This is a genomic window from Pseudomonas sp. LBUM1655 (genome assembly GCF_059716085.1).
Genome location: NZ_CP166801.1, coordinates 2,366,141 through 2,382,869, shown reverse-complemented (window position 1 = coordinate 2,382,869; position 16,729 = coordinate 2,366,141). Strand labels below are relative to the sequence as shown.

Annotated in this window: 14 protein-coding genes; 9 read left to right on the top strand and 5 right to left on the bottom strand. The window is 60.8% G+C overall.

Annotation, left to right across the window (positions count from 1 at the left end; translation table 11 throughout):
* Positions 1–10: 10 nt before the first annotated feature.
* The 7 genes from ACA074_RS10695 (at position 11) to ACA074_RS10665 (ending at position 7,755) form a co-directional block, all read left to right on the top strand.
* Positions 11–1,012 (top strand): polysaccharide deacetylase family protein, encoded by a 1,002-nt coding sequence (locus tag ACA074_RS10695; protein WP_401265736.1) that lies wholly within the window; start codon positions 11–13, stop codon positions 1,010–1,012.
* Entirely contained in the window at positions 1,009–2,316 is a 1,308-nt protein-coding gene (locus ACA074_RS10690; protein WP_497659217.1) for an oligosaccharide flippase family protein, read from the top strand. Before ACA074_RS10695 ends, ACA074_RS10690 begins: the two co-directional genes overlap by 4 nt.
* Positions 2,313–4,235, top strand: coding sequence for a hypothetical protein (locus tag ACA074_RS10685; RefSeq protein ID WP_497678966.1), 1,923 nt, complete (start codon positions 2,313–2,315; stop codon positions 4,233–4,235). The genes ACA074_RS10690 and ACA074_RS10685 overlap by 4 nt, the downstream gene beginning before the upstream one ends.
* Positions 4,236–4,303: 68 nt before the next feature.
* Positions 4,304–4,993 (top strand): N-acetyltransferase, encoded by a 690-nt coding sequence (locus ACA074_RS10680; protein ID WP_497617553.1) that lies wholly within the window; start codon positions 4,304–4,306, stop codon positions 4,991–4,993.
* Positions 4,994–4,997: 4 nt separating this feature from the next.
* Positions 4,998–6,185, top strand: coding sequence for a GNAT family N-acetyltransferase (locus ACA074_RS10675; protein ID WP_497678965.1), 1,188 nt, complete (start codon positions 4,998–5,000; stop codon positions 6,183–6,185).
* Positions 6,157–6,948 carry a ChbG/HpnK family deacetylase gene (locus ACA074_RS10670; RefSeq protein WP_187677030.1) on the top strand — a complete coding sequence of 264 codons (792 nt, stop codon included), beginning with the start codon at positions 6,157–6,159 and terminating at the stop codon, positions 6,946–6,948. Before ACA074_RS10675 ends, ACA074_RS10670 begins: the two co-directional genes overlap by 29 nt.
* Before the next feature lie 114 nt (positions 6,949–7,062).
* Positions 7,063–7,755: a GNAT family N-acetyltransferase gene (locus ACA074_RS10665; RefSeq protein ID WP_489880810.1), complete on the top strand. Its 693-nt coding sequence runs from the start codon at positions 7,063–7,065 to the stop codon at positions 7,753–7,755.
* Between the two features lie 139 nt (positions 7,756–7,894).
* On the opposite strand, the gene ACA074_RS10660 is transcribed toward ACA074_RS10665, so the two are convergent.
* Complete coding sequence (locus ACA074_RS10660; protein ID WP_497678964.1) at positions 7,895–8,701, bottom strand: class I SAM-dependent methyltransferase; 807 nt, start codon at positions 8,699–8,701, stop codon at positions 7,895–7,897.
* A gap of 288 nt (positions 8,702–8,989) precedes the next feature.
* Between ACA074_RS10660 and ACA074_RS10655 the strand changes: the two genes are divergently transcribed.
* Together ACA074_RS10655 and ACA074_RS10650 are read left to right on the top strand one after the other, a co-directional pair.
* The gene (locus tag ACA074_RS10655; protein WP_187677027.1) at positions 8,990–9,298 is read left to right on the top strand and encodes an addiction module antidote protein; all 309 of its coding nucleotides are present in this window, start codon (positions 8,990–8,992) and stop codon (positions 9,296–9,298) included.
* Positions 9,299–9,364: 66 nt separating this feature from the next.
* Entirely contained in the window at positions 9,365–9,715 is a 351-nt protein-coding gene (locus ACA074_RS10650; RefSeq protein ID WP_489880812.1) for a hypothetical protein, read from the top strand.
* A 12-nt stretch (positions 9,716–9,727) separates the two neighbouring features.
* Here ACA074_RS10650 and ACA074_RS10645 read toward each other — a convergent pair whose 3' ends face one another.
* From ACA074_RS10645 to ACA074_RS10630, 4 genes are all read right to left on the bottom strand, one after another.
* Positions 9,728–11,158 carry a sigma-54-dependent transcriptional regulator gene (locus tag ACA074_RS10645; protein WP_401265752.1) on the bottom strand — a complete coding sequence of 477 codons (1,431 nt, stop codon included), beginning with the start codon at positions 11,156–11,158 and terminating at the stop codon, positions 9,728–9,730.
* Complete coding sequence (locus tag ACA074_RS10640) at positions 11,127–12,620, bottom strand: sensor histidine kinase (RefSeq protein ID WP_497678963.1); 1,494 nt, start codon at positions 12,618–12,620, stop codon at positions 11,127–11,129. The genes ACA074_RS10645 and ACA074_RS10640 overlap by 32 nt, the downstream gene beginning before the upstream one ends.
* A gap of 103 nt (positions 12,621–12,723) precedes the next feature.
* Complete coding sequence (locus ACA074_RS10635) at positions 12,724–13,821, bottom strand: SCO family protein (protein WP_497678962.1); 1,098 nt, start codon at positions 13,819–13,821, stop codon at positions 12,724–12,726.
* Positions 13,818–16,625: a multicopper oxidase domain-containing protein gene (locus tag ACA074_RS10630; RefSeq protein ID WP_497678961.1), complete on the bottom strand. Its 2,808-nt coding sequence runs from the start codon at positions 16,623–16,625 to the stop codon at positions 13,818–13,820. Before ACA074_RS10630 ends, ACA074_RS10635 begins: the two co-directional genes overlap by 4 nt.
* Positions 16,626–16,729 lie beyond the last annotated feature (104 nt).

Sequence of the window (16,729 nt, the reverse complement as noted above, 5' to 3'; positions counted from 1 at the left end):
GACCGAAGCCATGGCGATCAAACAACTGCTAAAACGCACCAGTGGCTGGCTCTATCTGAACTCGCACGTGGGGCGTAATCAATTGCAAGGCGCCGGCGTGATCCTGATGTTGCACCGGGTGCTGGCCAACGACCGCGCAGCCGACCTGCCGCACCGCAACGAATTGTGCGTCGGGCCCAAAGCCTTCGAGCATTTGCTGGTGTGGTTGCGCCGACACTTCGACTGCGTGCCGCTGATGGAAATCCTCCAGCCCAACTCCCTGCGCAGCGAGCGCCCACGGGTGGCGCTGACCTTCGATGACGGCTGGCGCGACAACGCGGTCAACGCCTTCCCGTTGCTGCAAAAACATCAGGTGCCAGCGAGCATTTTTCTCTCCACCGACTTCATCGGCAGTCGGCAGCGCTTCTGGTGGGAAAGCCTGGGCGAAACCCTGTGGGGCAGCCATGGCGACAAGGCGCGTATGCACTTGATCGAATGCCTGCACGCCAGCGGTCATCCGGTGCCCGTGCTGGTGGATGACATTGATGTCGATCGACGCAGCCTGTCGATGCTGCATTACCTGCAAGGGCTGAAGACGCTGGCGCCACGAGAGCTTGAACGTCTGACCGATGAGTGCCCACCGGAATCACAACCGCAAGCCCTGGACTGGCATCAGGTGCGCGCACTGGAGGCGTCCGGTCTGGTGCGGTTCGGCCCGCACGGCGCCAGTCACGCGATCCTCACCGGTCTTGATGACGTGCGTTTGGACGAAGAAATCAGCCGTAGCCGCCATGCCCTGCAAAACGGCTGCAACCGGCCGCTGCCGGTGTATTGCTACCCCAACGGCGACAACGACGAGCGCGTGCGCAAGCAGATTGCCGATCACGATTATCCGTTTGCGCTGGGCACCGGCACCGGCATTTATCGCGGTGAAGGCGATCCGCTGAACCTGCCGCGTTTCGGGGTCAGTCAACGTACCGCGCGCAATCCGCAGTTGCTGTCGTGGCGGATCTTTCGCGGGGCGCGGCCATGAGTCGAGGCAACTACCTCAGGCATCTGGCGCTGAGCATGGGCACCAAACTGGCGATGATTGCCCTGCGTTTGCTGCGCAACGTGCTGCTGGCGAGAATCCTCGGGCCGAGTGAACGCGGTTTGTTTGCCCTGCTCAGCACCCTGCCGGACTTGATCAGTGCCGCCACCAGCGGCGGCTTGAATTCGGCGGTCGGCTATCAAGCCGCCAAGCAGCGGCCGATGGGCTTGTTACTCAGCCAAGTGTTGGTGTTCGGTTGCTTGCTCGCCGCTTTACTGACCTTGCTGGTGGTGGCGCTGGCGCGTGAGTTTGGCAGTGAACTGGATGTGACGATGCAACTGGGTCTGCTTGCGTGGCTGTTGCTGCTGGCGGTGCCGATGACCGTGCTCAAAAGCGGTTTGCTGACCTTGCACAACGCCTCCGGCGGCGTGGTCGCGTTCAACGTCTTGCGTCTGGTGGAATCGCTGGCGCCACTGCTGCTGTTTCTCGGCTTGTTCTGGATGTGGAAAAGCGCCGCCCTGGAAGCGGCGCTGATCAGTTGGCTGGCCGGGATAAGTCTGGTGGTACTGGTCGGTTGGGTCTGGCTCAAACGCGCGCAGCCGCTGCAACTGCAATGGGATCGTGCCAGCCAGAAAGAACTGCTGCGCTTCAGTGCGCGCAGCCATCCGGATCTGCTGTTCCAGCAAGTGATTCTGCGTTCGGACTACCTGTTTATCGGCGCCCTGCTCGGCAGCACCGCGCTGGGCCATTACGCCATGGCCAGCGCCGCCGCCGAACTGCTGCTGATCGTCCCGGAAGCGGTGACCACGCCGCTGATGAAGCGCCTGTTGCAGCAGGACGCAGGCATGGACAAGGTCACCCCGCTGGCGTTGCGCCTGACCGCCACGGTGATGCTCGGTGCCTGCCTGACCATGGCGGTGATCGGCGAATGGCTGATCGTCACGCTGTTCGGCGTTGCTTACCAACCGGCCTATCCGGCGCTGCTCGCCTTGCTGCCGGGGCTGTTGGGCTTGTGCTACGCGAGCATCCTGCGCCTGGACTTGATCGGCAAAAATCGTCCCGGCACGGTGTCCATGCTGATGGGCCTCGGCGCCCTGCTCAATCTGGCACTGAACCTGGTGTTGATTCCTGCCTACGGGATCGTCGGCGCCGCAGCCGCTTCGTCGATTGCCTATCTCGCCGTCACCGTGGCGATGCTGGTGTTGTACTGCCGCCTGAGCGGCGTGCCGCTCTGGCAAACCCTGATCATCCTGCCCAGCGACATCACCCCGATGTGGCTGATGCTGCAACGTCGGAAGGCCGCATGAAAGGCCTGGCCCTACTGTTCGGCCTCGGCCTGTCGCTGGATGCGTTTGCTGCGTCAATGCGCTGGGGCGAGATCCGCGACGGCAGCCTGTATCTGCAAACCGATCGCCCGGACACAGTGACCGTGCGCTGGACGCCGGCATGGCAGGCGGATGCCAACGAAGAGCATCTGTACTTGCTCGACGGTCAGGGCAAGTTGCAGGGCGAGCGGTTTATCAAAGCCGACGAAATTCGTGGCAGCCAGAGCTGGTCACTGGTGCCCGGCGCGGCCAGTTATCGGCTGGAAATCCCCGGCTACAGCTTCCGCAATTACCGGGTCGAACATGACGAGCGTACGGTCGCCTTGTTCGCCCCGGCCAAGGTGCATTTCAGCGTCGATACCCGTCACGGCGACGAGCTGTTTTTCAGAGTTGCGCCGGGCGAGCGCGCGGTGCTCGCCGGCAAATTTCACGGTGGCGTCACCGCGTTGCAGGCGCAGCGTGCAGGTGATGGGCAATCGTTGACGCTGGCGCTGAAACCCTATCGGGCCTATTGGCAATTCGATCAGGTCGCGCTGCCGGTCAGCGACCGTGAACAAGTCTGGCGCATGCGCGTGCAAGGCAGCGGTAAAGCGGCGTTCTGGCTCGACGGCACGGCCAATCTGTTTGCGCAGAATCCGCAGCAACTCAAAGCCGTACGCGAAGACGTCGGGCAGACGCGTTTGACCCTGCACGACAAAGTCCTCGGGCGCACGCCGGATCTGGGCATCGCCCTGCCCTATGTGATGCCGCCGCCAGCCAGCCATGCGGCGCTCGATGCGCTGAAACCGAAGGCAGCGAGTTACTACAGCTTTGTCGATGTCACGGCGAAGGAACCGCATTTCGAAGACGCGTTCCGCCAGTTTTATCAGGATCGTTTCGGCATCAAGCACGACATCACCCTGCTCGCCGGCAGTCAGCGTCAGGCTGATCTGCGCGCCGATGTGCAAAGCAACAGCGGCCTCGACGCCTGGCTCGCCGGCACCCGCGCCCTGGGTGGCAAAGGCACGCATTACATCGGTTTCGCCGACGAGCCTAATCTCAACTATTCAAGCTACGAACAATACCGGGCGATCTTCAGCAGCATGGCGCGGCAGGTGCGCAGCGACCCAGCCAACGCCAAGGCAGGCGTGCGCATCGCCATGCCGGCCAGTTCGCGGCTGGTCAATGGCCCGTTCGCCAACAATGCGGCCGACAAGCGCGGCATCGATTGGGCGCGGCGCTTGCTCGCGGAGTCCGGTGATCAAGTCGATGCGCTGGCGTGGCACGAATGGATGATCCGCGATCTGCTCGCCACCCGCGTCTACCGCGACAGCGTGCGTCGTGCTGCTGAACTGGTCGGCCTCGATGGCCAGGGCCAACCGCGCAAAACGCTGCTGCTCGATCAGACCAATATGTCCAGCGGCTCCAGCCTCAGCCCCTACGATCAGGAAACCCACTACGCGTCGCTATGGTGGGCCTCGGTGGTGATCAACGCCTCGCAGGACGGCTTGCTGAGCATGCTCAACTGGTTTCAGGCCGCCGATGAGCCGCAGTACCCCAAGGGCATGTTGCGGGTGTCGGCCGACGAAAATCGCTTCGAACTGAAACCGGTGGGGCTGGCCCAGCAGTTCATTGCGCAACACTGGCTGCATCAAGTGTTGTGGCTGGAAAACGATGCGTTTGAAGTCGATGTGCTGGCGATGGCCGGCGACGAGCAGCGTGAGCTGCTCGGCGTAAACAAAGGCACGCGTTTACAGCGTGTCGATCTGAGCGGTGCCAAGTGCCCGCTGAACAACGGCGCGTTGCGTTACTTCGGCGCCGACAACCGCAGCCGCGATGCGCCTTTTCACTGCCAGGACGGCCGTGTGCGCTTCGAGCTGCCAGGACAAACGCTATTCGCTCTGAGTTGGAGCGCTTCATGACCGTCCTTTTGATGTTCTGCCGCGCCGGCGTTCGGCCGCGCGACGCATCGTCATCAGGAGTGAACACCATGAATATGCTGCGAAAACTGACTGAAAACATCCGGCAGAAAGGACTCTCTGCCACGGTGAAAAAAATTTGGAAGCACTACGTGTTTTTCCATCAGGAATTGCTGTGGATGGAGCGCGATCTGGCCAGCCCGGTGCCACCGCACAGCCTTAAACCTTATCCGCCGCTGAGGGTGGTGAAGATCACGACGGACAACGCCAACGCCTTCGCCCGCTATTTCGGCGACCGTGTCGGGACCATGGCCGAACTGGCCAAAGAAGGTCACACCGGGCACATGCACCTGGACGATCAGGGTGACGCCGTGGCGTTCATCTGGGGCAGCGCACAGAACTATTTCGACCGGCATTACTACGGTTGCCTGTTCCCGGTAAAACCTGGCGAGTTTTTTGAGTTCGGCGGTGAACTGACCCGTGCCTATTGGGGCACCGAGCTGTCTGTGGACCTGCAACTGGAGTTGTGGAAAGCCATGGCCGCCCAGGGCTGCGACACAGTTGTCGATGTCTGCGAGTTCCATAACGTACCGGCACTCAAGCTACACCTGCGCATGGGCTATACCGAACAACACCGGATCATGAATGTTTACACCCTGTTCGGTCGCTGGCGCTTCTACCGCGAAACCCGCTACAGCGGTTCGCGCCTGGATGCCCTGCGCAAACCTTCCCGACCACCTGTAACAGCAACGGCGGCCTGAGCCTATGGTGACGCGATTCGAATGGCGCACTTCACTGTGCGCCGCCGACTTCCCGGCAGCAGCCTATGAAACGCTGCGCCTGCGGGTGACGGATCACACGCCGTTCAACAACCTTGGCTGGTTGTGTGCGGCTGAGCAGGCACTTGGCGAGGGTGAGCATCTGCACATTCTGCTGGGTTGGGAAGCGGACGAGTTGCGTCTGTGCTTGCCGCTCGTGGCGAGTCGCGAGCGCTTTTTCGGCGTACCGCTTCGAGTGTTGCATCACTTGGGCTATCCGCTGGCCGATCGGCTGGCATTGCTCTCTTTGCTCGGCAGCGAAGACATGCGCGAGGCCTTGCTGTTGATCCGCCAACGCCTGCCCCACGCGTTGCTGCAACTCAACGAATTGTCCGAGCCCGCCGGTGAAGAAAGTGCCCTCACCGAGTGGATGGCCCACAGCTCCACCGGTGAGCGACGGCTGAGCTGTCGGGTGCCAGTGCATCTGATCAGCGAGGCGGATCATCAGGAAGTCTCCGGCGATCCACGCTACAAACTGCGTCGGGCGCGCAAGCGGATTGCCGCCTGCGGTGCCGAGGTGCGGCGGATCATTCCGGATGCGATTTCGATGGGGCCACTGCTGCAGCTGATCAGAGAAGTCGAAGCGGTGAGCTGGAAAGGTGACGAAGGCGTCGGCATTTTCGCCAGCGAACACAGCCGCCAATTGATCGAGCGCGCGTTCACCGCGCTCGCCGAACAAGGCCTGGTGCGGGTGGTGACGCTGGAGTTGAACGGGCGTTGCATCAGCTACCGGCTCGGGCTGCTCGAACAGGGTCGACTCTACGATTACAACCTCGCGTTCCTGCCGCAATACGCTGATCTGGGCAGCGGTCGGGTGTTGCTGGAAGAGTGGATTCGCTGGGGCCTGGACGATCACTGGCGCTGGATCGATGCCTCGCGAGTGAGCCTGGAAAACTCCAGCCATCAACTGCATGAGCGCATGACCGGGCAACTGGAACACTGGCGCTGGAGCTTCTATTCCTGGCGGCCCAGTGGTCTCGCACTCGGCCTGGCGTTGCGCGTATGGCAGCGGTTCAAACCTGCACTGCAGCAGTGGCGAGCCAACCGCGCAGACAAACCTGCACCCATCGTCAAACCTGTCGCGATCACCAAGGAGGGCGAACAACATGCCTCGCCAAGTCATAGTCAACGCTGACGATTTCGGCCTCAGCCCGAACGAAAACGCGGTGATCTTCGCCGCGTTTCAGGCCGGGGTCATCAGCTCCGCCACCGCCATGGCCACCATGCCGGCGTTCGAAGCGGCCTGCGCCATGGCGCGGCATCCGTCGCTTGAGGGCCGGGTCGGGCTGCACTTCAACCTGACTTACGGGCGGCCGTTGAGCCAGGCGATTCTGGCTCGTCGCACGTTCTGCGATGGTTATGGTGTGTTCGACCTCAGCCTGCCGCGCCATCGCTTGTGGCTTTGCCGTGAGGATCGCGACGCGGTGCGTGAGGAGTTGCAGGCGCAGTGGCAGCGCTGTGTCGATCACGGTGTGCGCCCGAGCCACATCGACTCGCATCAGCACGTTCACAACATCTGGCCGATTGGCGAGATCGTCGCGCGCTTCGCCGCGCAGCAAGGCGTACCGATTCGGCTGGCGCGCAATCTGGGGCAAAACCTCAGCCTGCCCAAACGCGTGTTCAAAGGTCTGCTCAATTGGCGTTTGCAAGGTTTGGCCGGGGCCACTGCCGACTACGTCTGCACGCCGGTGGACCTGCGCAACGACAGTGCGCCGACCGACGGTGTGCTGGAAATCGTCGCCCATCCGACTCAGCTTGGGTCGGATTTCGGCGATGCCTATCTCCCCACTGACGAGTCCCTGAGCCGCGTGCTAGAGCGGCAGCTGAAGGGCGTTCCACGGGTTTCCTACGCAGATCTGAACAAGGAGTTTGTGCGTGGTGCCACGGCACTCGATTGACTTACATACCCTGCAATACTTTCCAGGATGGCACTTTGAAATGAAATTGAAGGCTTGATCTATACCCACAAAAGCACCATCCACAGCACCCTGGCTTCGGCCACGGAGGACATCATGAGCGTCATCGAAAAACTACAAGAACGCATCCGTCAAAAAGGCCTCGGCCGCACCTTCGGCACGATGTGGAAACGCTACGTGTTCTTCCATTGGGAACTGCTGTGGATGGAGCGCGACCTGGTCAGCCCGGTGCCGCCGCACAAGCTGCGCCCTTACGACGGCCTGCGCAAAGTCGACATCACCCCGGAAAATGCCGGGGCGTTCGGCAAACACTTTGGTGACCGCGTGGAGACCATGGCGGAGCTCGCCGCCGAGGGGCACACCGGGCACATGTACCTCGATGCGGACGGTCATGCCGTAGGGTTTATCTGGGGCAGTATTCGCGACTATCACGACCGCCACTATTACGGCTGCATGTTCCCGGTAAAACCCGGCGAGTTCTTCGAGTTTGGCGGCGAAATGATCCGTGCCTATTTCGGTAGCAGCCTGTCGGTGGACGTGCAAGTCGCCCTCTGGGAAGCCATGGCGGCCCAGGGCTGCAACAAGGTCGTGGACGTTTGCGAAACCCACAATATCCCGGCGCTGAAACTGCACATCCGCATGGGCTACCAGGAACAGGGGCGCATCACTCACGTCTACTGCCTGTTCGGCCGCTGGAAATTCTTCCGTGAAACACGCTACGAAGGCTCGCGGCTGGAGCCATTGCGCAAACCGGAGCGGCCGGTGGTGAGCGCGGCGGCGCAGACTTGAGCCAATCCACAAATGTATGGCGGCATTGATGCCGCCATCGCTGGCAAGCCAGCTCCCACAGGGTTTTGGGTGTACTCGGTATTTTGTACGACACAAAATGGCTTGCCAGCGAAGAGCCCTGTAGCCGCGCTGATGAATCTCAGACTTTGGTGGCAACCAGGGTGAAACACATCGGTAACTGCGCCTCCCGGTTCAGATACCTGTCATACAATTCCTCCCGATTCGAATGCGCATATTCCTTGAAGTGCGCGATGTTCAGCCCTGCCCCGATGGCGCCGCTGAAGATCGCGCCGAGGTTATGCACGAACCAGTAGGACTTCGCCGCCTGCTGCTCGACCTTGCCGACATAGACAATCGGTTCTTCCTGCACGAACGGCTCGGCGCGGAAGTACGAGCTCGCGAGGCGATACGGATCCTCGGCGTCGGGGTCGACCATTTCCAGAAACGGGTGGGTTTCGTAGATCACCAGTTTTCCACCCGGTTTCAGCGTCGACGCAACGTGACGGAAGAATTCGCCGATGTCGGGCATCCAGTTGAGTACACCGATGGTGATCAGCGCCACGTCGAAGCGGTTGTGCAACGATGCCGGCAGTTGATGGATATCGCTTTCGATGAATTCGGCGTTGTGCGCTGAGCGGCTGTTCAGCTCACGGGCCTGATCGAGAAACGCGCTCGACTGATCGACACCGACCACACTGCGCGCACCGAGGGCAAACAGCGAAAGACTTTCGCGACCGTTGTTGCAGGCCAGTTGAACCACGTCTTTGCCGTCGACACCGACCTGTTCCAGCAACCCGCGCAGCGTGTCGTCGAGGCAGCAAAAATCCGCCTGTTCGACGTCGTTAATCAGCGCCTGCCAGTCAGGCGATTCCTGATGGTGGCGGGCGGAATCGTTCCACGCCTGACGATTGCTTTCGATGGCGTTTTTATTGTTCGGCACTTCCATGGCGCACTCCGGACGATGCTCGTGATTGAGCGGTCGGAGTCTAGATCAGGCTGTCAGGTGTAATTGTCGAAAACTTGTAAGCGACGCTCCTACAAAACAGGCGCTTTTCGCCCACAAGTGTCGACGAATTATCCTGGACCGATAGAAGACTTGGCCGACTGCTTATCTGTATCTACTTGGATACAGTCAGTAATGAGGTGCAGTCATCGTTCTACTGGCCGGAGGCGACAAATCCTCACAAAGCGCAGACATCCGGCGCGCAAAAAAAATAGCAAGGGAGGTTTAACCATGAGCCAGACTTTGACGAATTTCGACATGGCGACATTGTTGGACAGTGACGAGGCCATCAGCGAATACCTGTCCCAGGTTCTTGCAGATGGCGATAACGAGGAGTTTCTTCGAGCAATAGGTTATGTGCTCAGAGCCCGCGGAATGACGCAGATAGCCAAAGACGCAGGCATGGGTCGTGAAAGTCTGTACAAGGCGTTCGCGCCAGGCGCAAAGCCGCGCTTCGACACCGTATTGAAGGTCATCCATGCCCTTGGCATTGACCTTTGTGCACAACCGGGGCATTTGATCAATCACTCGACATCTTGAGCTCGTGGATGGCAGAGCCAGCTATAGTTAATAGCCTTGGGGAAAACCGCACTCGCAGGTGCCGCCATGCAAATGCTCAATCGGCTGTTGTTGACCGTCTGTCTGCTCGCCGCCACTTCGGCGCAAGCGCTGGACAGCAATTTCGTTTACTACGGGCCGAACCAGCCCTTCGCCCACCCTGCCCCGTATTCGCTGAACGCCACGCCTCCGCGGCCCTTTGATGACACGGCGCCGCAGGATTTCGTGATCATTCCCGACCGCCGCGTGTTCTCCGACTCGCAACTGCCGACGGTGGCGGATGCGACAGTGCGGGTGTTTATCCGCACGTACGATGCCGAGCGCGGGATTTATGTGAATGACGAGGTGCTCGACCCGAGTTGTGTGCTGGAGTGCCTGAGCCGCCAAGTGCAACACTAATCCACTGTGGGTTCACCACTGGCGTTTGTCCGGGCGCGCGAGGCCGAGCTTTTCGATGCGATAACGCAGCATGTCGCGGCTCAGGCCCAGCAAACGCGCGGATTTGGTGACGTTCCAGTCGGTCTTGTCGAGCATCTTGCGCACCATGTCGCGCTCGACTTCCGGCAGGTTCATCGATTCGGTGTTGCTCGCCGGGCGTGGTTCGTAGTGCGTCGGCACTTCGTGCAGGTGCAGCGGCGGCTCGTCGACCAGGCTCATGCACACGTTCAACTGATGCGCGGCGATGGTATCGCTCGGCGCCAGCAGCACGGTTTGCTCAAGCATGTTGCGCAACTCGCGCACGTTGCCCGGCCAGGTGTAACTGAGCAGCAGCTCTTCGGCCTGCTGGCTGAAATGCAGGTTCGGTTTGCCGTAGCGTTTGCCGTGGCTGGCGAGGAAGTGCCGGGCCAGCATCAGGATGTCTTCACCTCGGGCATACAGGCGCGGCACCTTGATCGAAATGATCCGCAAGCGGAAAAACAGATCGCGACGGAACTTGCCCTGCTGGACCATTTGCTCAAGGTTGCAGTTGGTCGCGCTGATCACCCGCAGATTGACCTTGCGCTCCTTCACCGAACCGACCCGGCGAATCGTCCGGTCCTCCAGCAACTTCAACAGCTTGGCCTGCAACAGCAGATCCATTTCCCCGACTTCGTCGAGAAACAATGTCCCGCCGTCAGCGGCTTCCACTAACCCCACGCGACGATCCTTGGCGTCGGTGAACGCGCCCTTTTCGTGGCCGAACAGTTCCGACTCGACCAGATTCGACGGGATCGACGCACAGTTGAATTCAATGAACGGGCCTTTGCTGCGTGGGCCGTCGAAGTGCAGCGCGCGGGCCACCAGTTCCTTGCCGGTGCCGGTTTCGCCCTCCACCAGCACGGGCGGCAAATCGGTGTTGGCCATGCGCCGTTCGGCATCGAGCAACTGGCCGATAGTGTTTTTCAGGTACTGCATCGGTGCCGACTCGCCGATCAGCGCCTGAATGCCGGACTTCTGCGCCTCGCGTTCCTGATAGAACGACAGCGTGCGCTCCATGCGCTCGGTGGCCAAGGCCTTGTCGAGCAGCAGTTTGAGCTCCGGCAGCGCAACCGGTTTGGTGACGTAATGAAAGGCGCCCTCCTTCATGGCCACCACGGCATCGTCGACGTTGCCATAGCCGGTCATCATGATCACTTTCAGATCCGGCGCGCTGATACGCAGCTTCTGGATCAGGTCGTGCCCACTCATGCCCGGCAGCGAGTTGTCGGTCAGCACGATGTCCGGCATGAAGCTGCCCAATTGCTCCAGCGCGTCTTCGGCCGAATGGCAAACCGTCACCTCGAAGTCTTTGCGCTCCAGGTAGGTCTGAATATTTTCGGCCAACAGTTCATCATCCTCGACCAGCAGAATGCTGTGCTCCATATTCCCCTCCCGATGCCACTTTGAAGTTGAGACTGACGCGGGTTCCTTCCTGCTCTTTGCTGGTCAAGACGACCGAGCCCTGAAAACGCTCCATGATTCTTTTGACCAACGCCAGACCAACCCCGAGGCCGCCCTGCTTGGTGGTGAAAAACGGTTTGAACACCAACAGTTGCTGTTGCGCACTCATGCCCTTGCCGGTGTCGCTGAGGGTCATGCGCACGCTGTCGGCCTGCTGTGTTTCGAATTCGACGCTGAGCACACCGCCCTTGGGCATGGCTTCCAGAGCGTTGGCAAACAGGCTATTGAGTATTTGCGTGAGCAGCACCCGCTGACTGACGACTGGCGGGCAAGGTTGCGGACTGAAGCGCACCTCGACTCCATTGCGTTTGATCAGCGCGTCGAATGCGCCAAGAGTATCTTCGACCGCCAGAACCAGATCCACCGCCTCGCCTTCCTCGCCCATCGGCCGCAGCGACACCAGCAACTCACGCACCCAGCGCGACATGCGATCGACCTGGCTGATGATGTCGCCGATATTGCGCTGCGCGCCCTCGCTGGCGACTTCCTGCGCCAGTTCGGCGCTGGAGCGGATGGTCGCCAGCGGATTGCGCAGGCTGTGGGCCACGGCCGAGGACATCTCGCCCAGCGCGACAAAGGTTTCATTGCTGATCAACTGTTGCTGCTGGCTCTGCAGCAACTGCGCCGCCCGGCGGACGATCCAGAACAGCGCGAGAAAGATGGCAGCGCCACCGAAGAACGTCGCCGCCCAGATCGAGGCGAAGCCACGGTCAATGCGCGCCACCAGGTCCGACGGCTCCTTGTAGACCTCGACCATCGCGACTACTTCACTTTTGTCGGCGTTGAACATCGGGATGTAGTTCTCGATGAACAGGTATTTGGGCTCACGCAACAATTGCTGCTCTGGCTTTTCGTCATCGACCTTGTGATAGCTGGAGGACACCGGCACTTTCATTTCGAACGATTCGTCCAGTTCATCATCGTCTTCGATGCGCACGCCAATCAGCTCAGGATTGGTCGACCAGATCACCGTGCGATCCTCGGCATACACGGTGGCGAGCAAAATATCCGGCAAGTGCTCGACATGATCGAGAAACTCGATGCGCGCCGCCGCACGTGAGCCCGGATTGACGTCGGCAAAGGCATTGTCCTCACGTGGGTCGAGCATTTCGCCCATGGTGCGTTTGGGGGTAATCCCGGCGTGGCGGATTTCCGCATCGCCGATGGCCTGAATGAATTGCGCCGTCAGCAGCGCATCACGCTCGACGCTTTCGGTGACGACGAAACGCGTGGAGATATAGCCCAGCCCCAACGCGACGGCGGCAATGATCAGAAAACTGGCGATCGAGAACCAGCGCAGGAGATTGAATCGCTCGCGCCAGCCCTTGCTTGCTGCTGCCGATGCGACCGGCGCAGGTATTTTTGGAGATTCCAGACTCTGCATGGGAGTGCCCTGGAGTGCTTGTATCGGACCGTTACAGCCGCCTTCATGAATCAGTGTAGGTGGCTATGACCGCGACACAGGTTTCAATGATGCTATTTCGCCGCTACTGCATACGACTTGCCGTCGCGGCTGGATCGCCCGGTTTTACTGGCGTCAATGCGCCGCCGGCCAAGGGTTGGACGGACGGCTGCTGACGCTCGGTTTCATCACTGAGGAAGTCGATGATCGCCTGCGCGGACTGCTCGTCCAGGCGCAGGTTGGGCATCGGGATTCGCTCGAATTGTTCAAACAGTTGCAGCGCGATCGGGTCTTTTTCCGCGAGCAGGCGATCCGGCTCGCGAATCCAGCGGTTGAGCCATTGCGCATCGCGATTGCGAGTCACGCCAATCAAGTCCGGGCCGATACTGCGCATGCCGATGCCCTGGCCGTCCTGCGGGCCTAGGCTGTGGCACGACGCGCAACGCGTGCGGAACAATTCTTCGCCGTTGCTCGGCGGGCGGATCTCAGGCGCGTCGGCGTAGCTTTCCTCGATGCTGGGCTGTTTCCAGTTCTGCAAGGTATTGGCCAATTGATCGGCGAGAATCCACGGATTTTCGAACGGCGAGGCTTTCATCCAGCGCCCGGTGGTCTGGTTGCCGACGATCAGGCTGAGGTTGTGATCCTTGCTGCGGCCGTTGTCGACGCCGTCGATGAACAGCCCGAGCTTCTTGCGCAGGTCGGTGACGTCTTCAAACTCGCCAGTCAAAAACTTCCAGCCGGGGCCGATTTTGAAGCGTTGCGCGTAGGCCTTGAGCACTTCGGGTGTGTCGCTGAGCGGGTCGATGCTGATCGAGTAGAAAAACACGTCCTGGCCAACCCGGTCGCCCAACAGTTTCTGTACCTGGCGCAGGCGTGCGGTTTCCAGCGGGCAGGAGTCGCTGCACGAAGTGAAGATGAAGTTGATCACCACCACTTTGCCTTTGATCAGGTCATCAAAAAAACGCACCTGCCGACCATCCTGATCAGTCAGCAACGTGTTGGGGAAATAATCGCCGCCCCACGGGGTGGCGGATTCAGCAACAGACTGCTCGCCGACACCGGGCTGGTGCGCCAGCAGCACGCGACTGCCGAGCACACAGGCCACCACCATCAGCACCAGGTGCATGCCCAGCGCCCGAGAGCGCGGGTTATGCACGGGGCGGTCGACAGGCCGGCGGTTCATGGATTGACCAGCACTTGCGGGCCAAAACCGTCGCCGTTACGGAAGGTCGGCAGCGCGGCGGAGTTGACGTAGCGCACCCCGTCCCAGCTCGGCAGCGGGGTCGGCATCAACTGAAATTGCCCGGGTTTTTCAATGTCCCAACGCAGCAGCATCGAGTTGTCTTCATGCTGGGTGTTGTGACAGTGCTCCATGTAGGTCCCGGCAAACTCGCGGAAGTTGATCGCCATCTCGACGCTGTCCAGACCATCGATTTCCGACCCGATACGGTAGACGTCCTTGCGCGCCCATTTTTCCCATTCCGGTGGTGCCTTGCCGCCGCGACTGAGGATGATGCCCTCCTCGAAGTGCACATGCACCGGGTGACTCCAGCCCTTGCCGCCGGCCTTGATATTCCACACCTCAAGGGTGCCGAAACCGCTGACACCGGCATCGGTCGGGCCGCTGGACAACTGGGTTGAGGCATTCAGGCGACGTGGGTCCATGTGGAAGCCGAAACCGCCATCGGTCTTGACCGTCCACGGCGCTTCATCGGTGCCGTCGGAACGGCCGAAGGTGAAGGTGCGGTGCCGGGCCTTGGCCAATAGCGCCTTGTCGGCAGCATTGTCACGGTGGATCTTCAGCGGGATCATCACCAACCCTTCAGCCTTGCCCGGTTTCGCCGGTTCGTAGGCCGCGGGGTTCATCGCCAGATCCTGACCGGCATAAGCCTTGACGTTGAGTTGCAACAGCTTGCCCACCGCTGGATCACCCTTGTCCCATTGCGGGCCCTTGCTGGTCTGCTTGGGTACCGGCAGGTATTTCTCCGAGAGCACATCCGCCAGCGGGATCACCTCTTTCGGGCCTTTGCCATCGTCATGGGCTTGCAGGTTGAGGAAGAACAGCTTGTCCCCCGGTTTGATGCCGTTTTTCGCGAAGTTGACGATGATGTCGAAGCGCTCGGCGATGCCTTGGGTCGGCAGGATCGCGTTGTGGTTCTGTTTGTCACCGTCGGCGTCCAGATCCATGCTGCCGTCGAACGGCACGCTGTGTTCCATGATGTTGCCGTCGTTGGCAATCATGTGGAACGGCACACGACTGTAGGACACACCGGAGTTTTTCGGGCCCTGGAACTCGCCGCCGCTGCCCTTCACTTCGCGCACCAGCGCCAGTTTGAAGTAGCGCGACACAGAGCCATTGAGGATGCGCAAGCGATAGCTGCGCGCCCGTACATCGAGGGTTGGTTTCCACTGCCAGTTGACCAGCACTTGATCGCCGATAAAGCCGTCGGTGTTGAACGGGTTGAACCACAACTGGCCTTCCTGATCCCAGGCCTTGTCGGCGAACACAAGGTTGACGTCGTAGTCGCGGTTGCCCCACGGCAAGGCGCTGCCGCTGGGCAAGCGCAGGTTGACGCCGTCGTCCACCGACTCGTTGCCGCGATCCAGGGCGCTGTAGTAGTTCATCATCGCCGCGTTGCCCTTGTAGACATTCTGCGCGGTGAAATCGAGCATGTGGTCGTGGAACCAGTGGGTGCTCATGGTTTCGCGCCAGTCGCCTCGGATCTTGATGGTGCCGTGGTCGCAGGTCTTCTTGCTCGGGGCCAGGTCATTGACCCACAGGGTCTCGCCCGCCGCACAAGGAAACGCCGCACGCGGGTCTTCAGCCTTGGTGTTGATGCTGTCGTAACCGGCGAGCTGAATCGGCCAGCGATAGTCGTAGAACTGCCCCGGAAAGAAGAACGCGTTGGCATAGCCGTCACTTTCTGCCGGCGCGTGGCCGTTATGCTCGTGGGTGCTGATGGTGTGCAGGCCAAAACCGCGGTTGGCTGATGGATCAATCGGCAAGCCGTTGTAGTGACGCATCAGCACCGGTTGGCCGTAACGCACCATCAACAGTTTCGGCGGCAACGTGCCATCGAAGGTCCACACCGAATTGTGGTTCTGCGCCGGCATGGCCGGGTGGAAACGGGGGTCGACGCCCCTGGCGGTGCCATCGGTCACTGGAACCCCGGCAACGTTGTGGTACAAACCGCCCGGGCCGAATTCACCGACCGCGTAGCCGTGCATTTGCCGGGCATCACGCAGGCCACCGTTGACCCGTGCACCGGTCTGCACGGTTTTGTAGACCGCTTGCGGGTAAAACTCGTTCCAGCGCTGATGCGACCAGCCTTTTCCCGGTGGCCGCCCTTCGGCGGACGAGCCGATGTGACGGTTGAGGAACACTTCGATCTGTGCCTGCCACGGGTTGCGGTCGACCACGTTGGAGAACTGGCTGGGGAATGGCGTCAATCCGGGTTGGCGCAGGAACGCATCCAGCGCGGTGCCGGGTGGCGCACTGCGTGCGATGTTGTTCGGGTCCTGGGCCGGTGCCGGGCCGATGGCGGCCGGCGGGAACGGCAACGGCGCGGCCGGGGTGGTCGGGTCGAGTTTTTCCGGGCCAAACTCTTCGAACAACAGCAGTTGCTGAGTGAACGGTTGCGCGCCGTACAACGGGCTCGGTTTGCCGTTTGTGGGGTAGTTGAAACTGGTCTGCACCGTCGGCGGCAGGATGTTTTCCGTGCGTGGGGTAATGCGCGAACCTTTGACCCCATCGGGCAAATCGAAGGAGTCTTCGTTGGCCTCGGGCATGGTCAGGATCGCATTCAGCGCGCCGGCGCGATCCACCGGTTCGTCGTAATACGAAGAGGGGTCGGAGGGTTCCGGCTGATTCTCGTCATCGATGGGGCTGGCTCGCACACCGGTCAGGGTGCCGAGGGTCAACATCAGAAAGACGCTCAGAGGCGTCAGTCGGAAGGTATTGCCGGGTTCACGCGTTGTTCTGTCCATCACCAGCCACCTCATCAAGGAAGGGGTGATGGTTTTTTGCAACTACCGCGCCAAAATATTATTTCCAGTTGTAACAGCGACTTGGGGTTGCTGTTGGTTGCCCC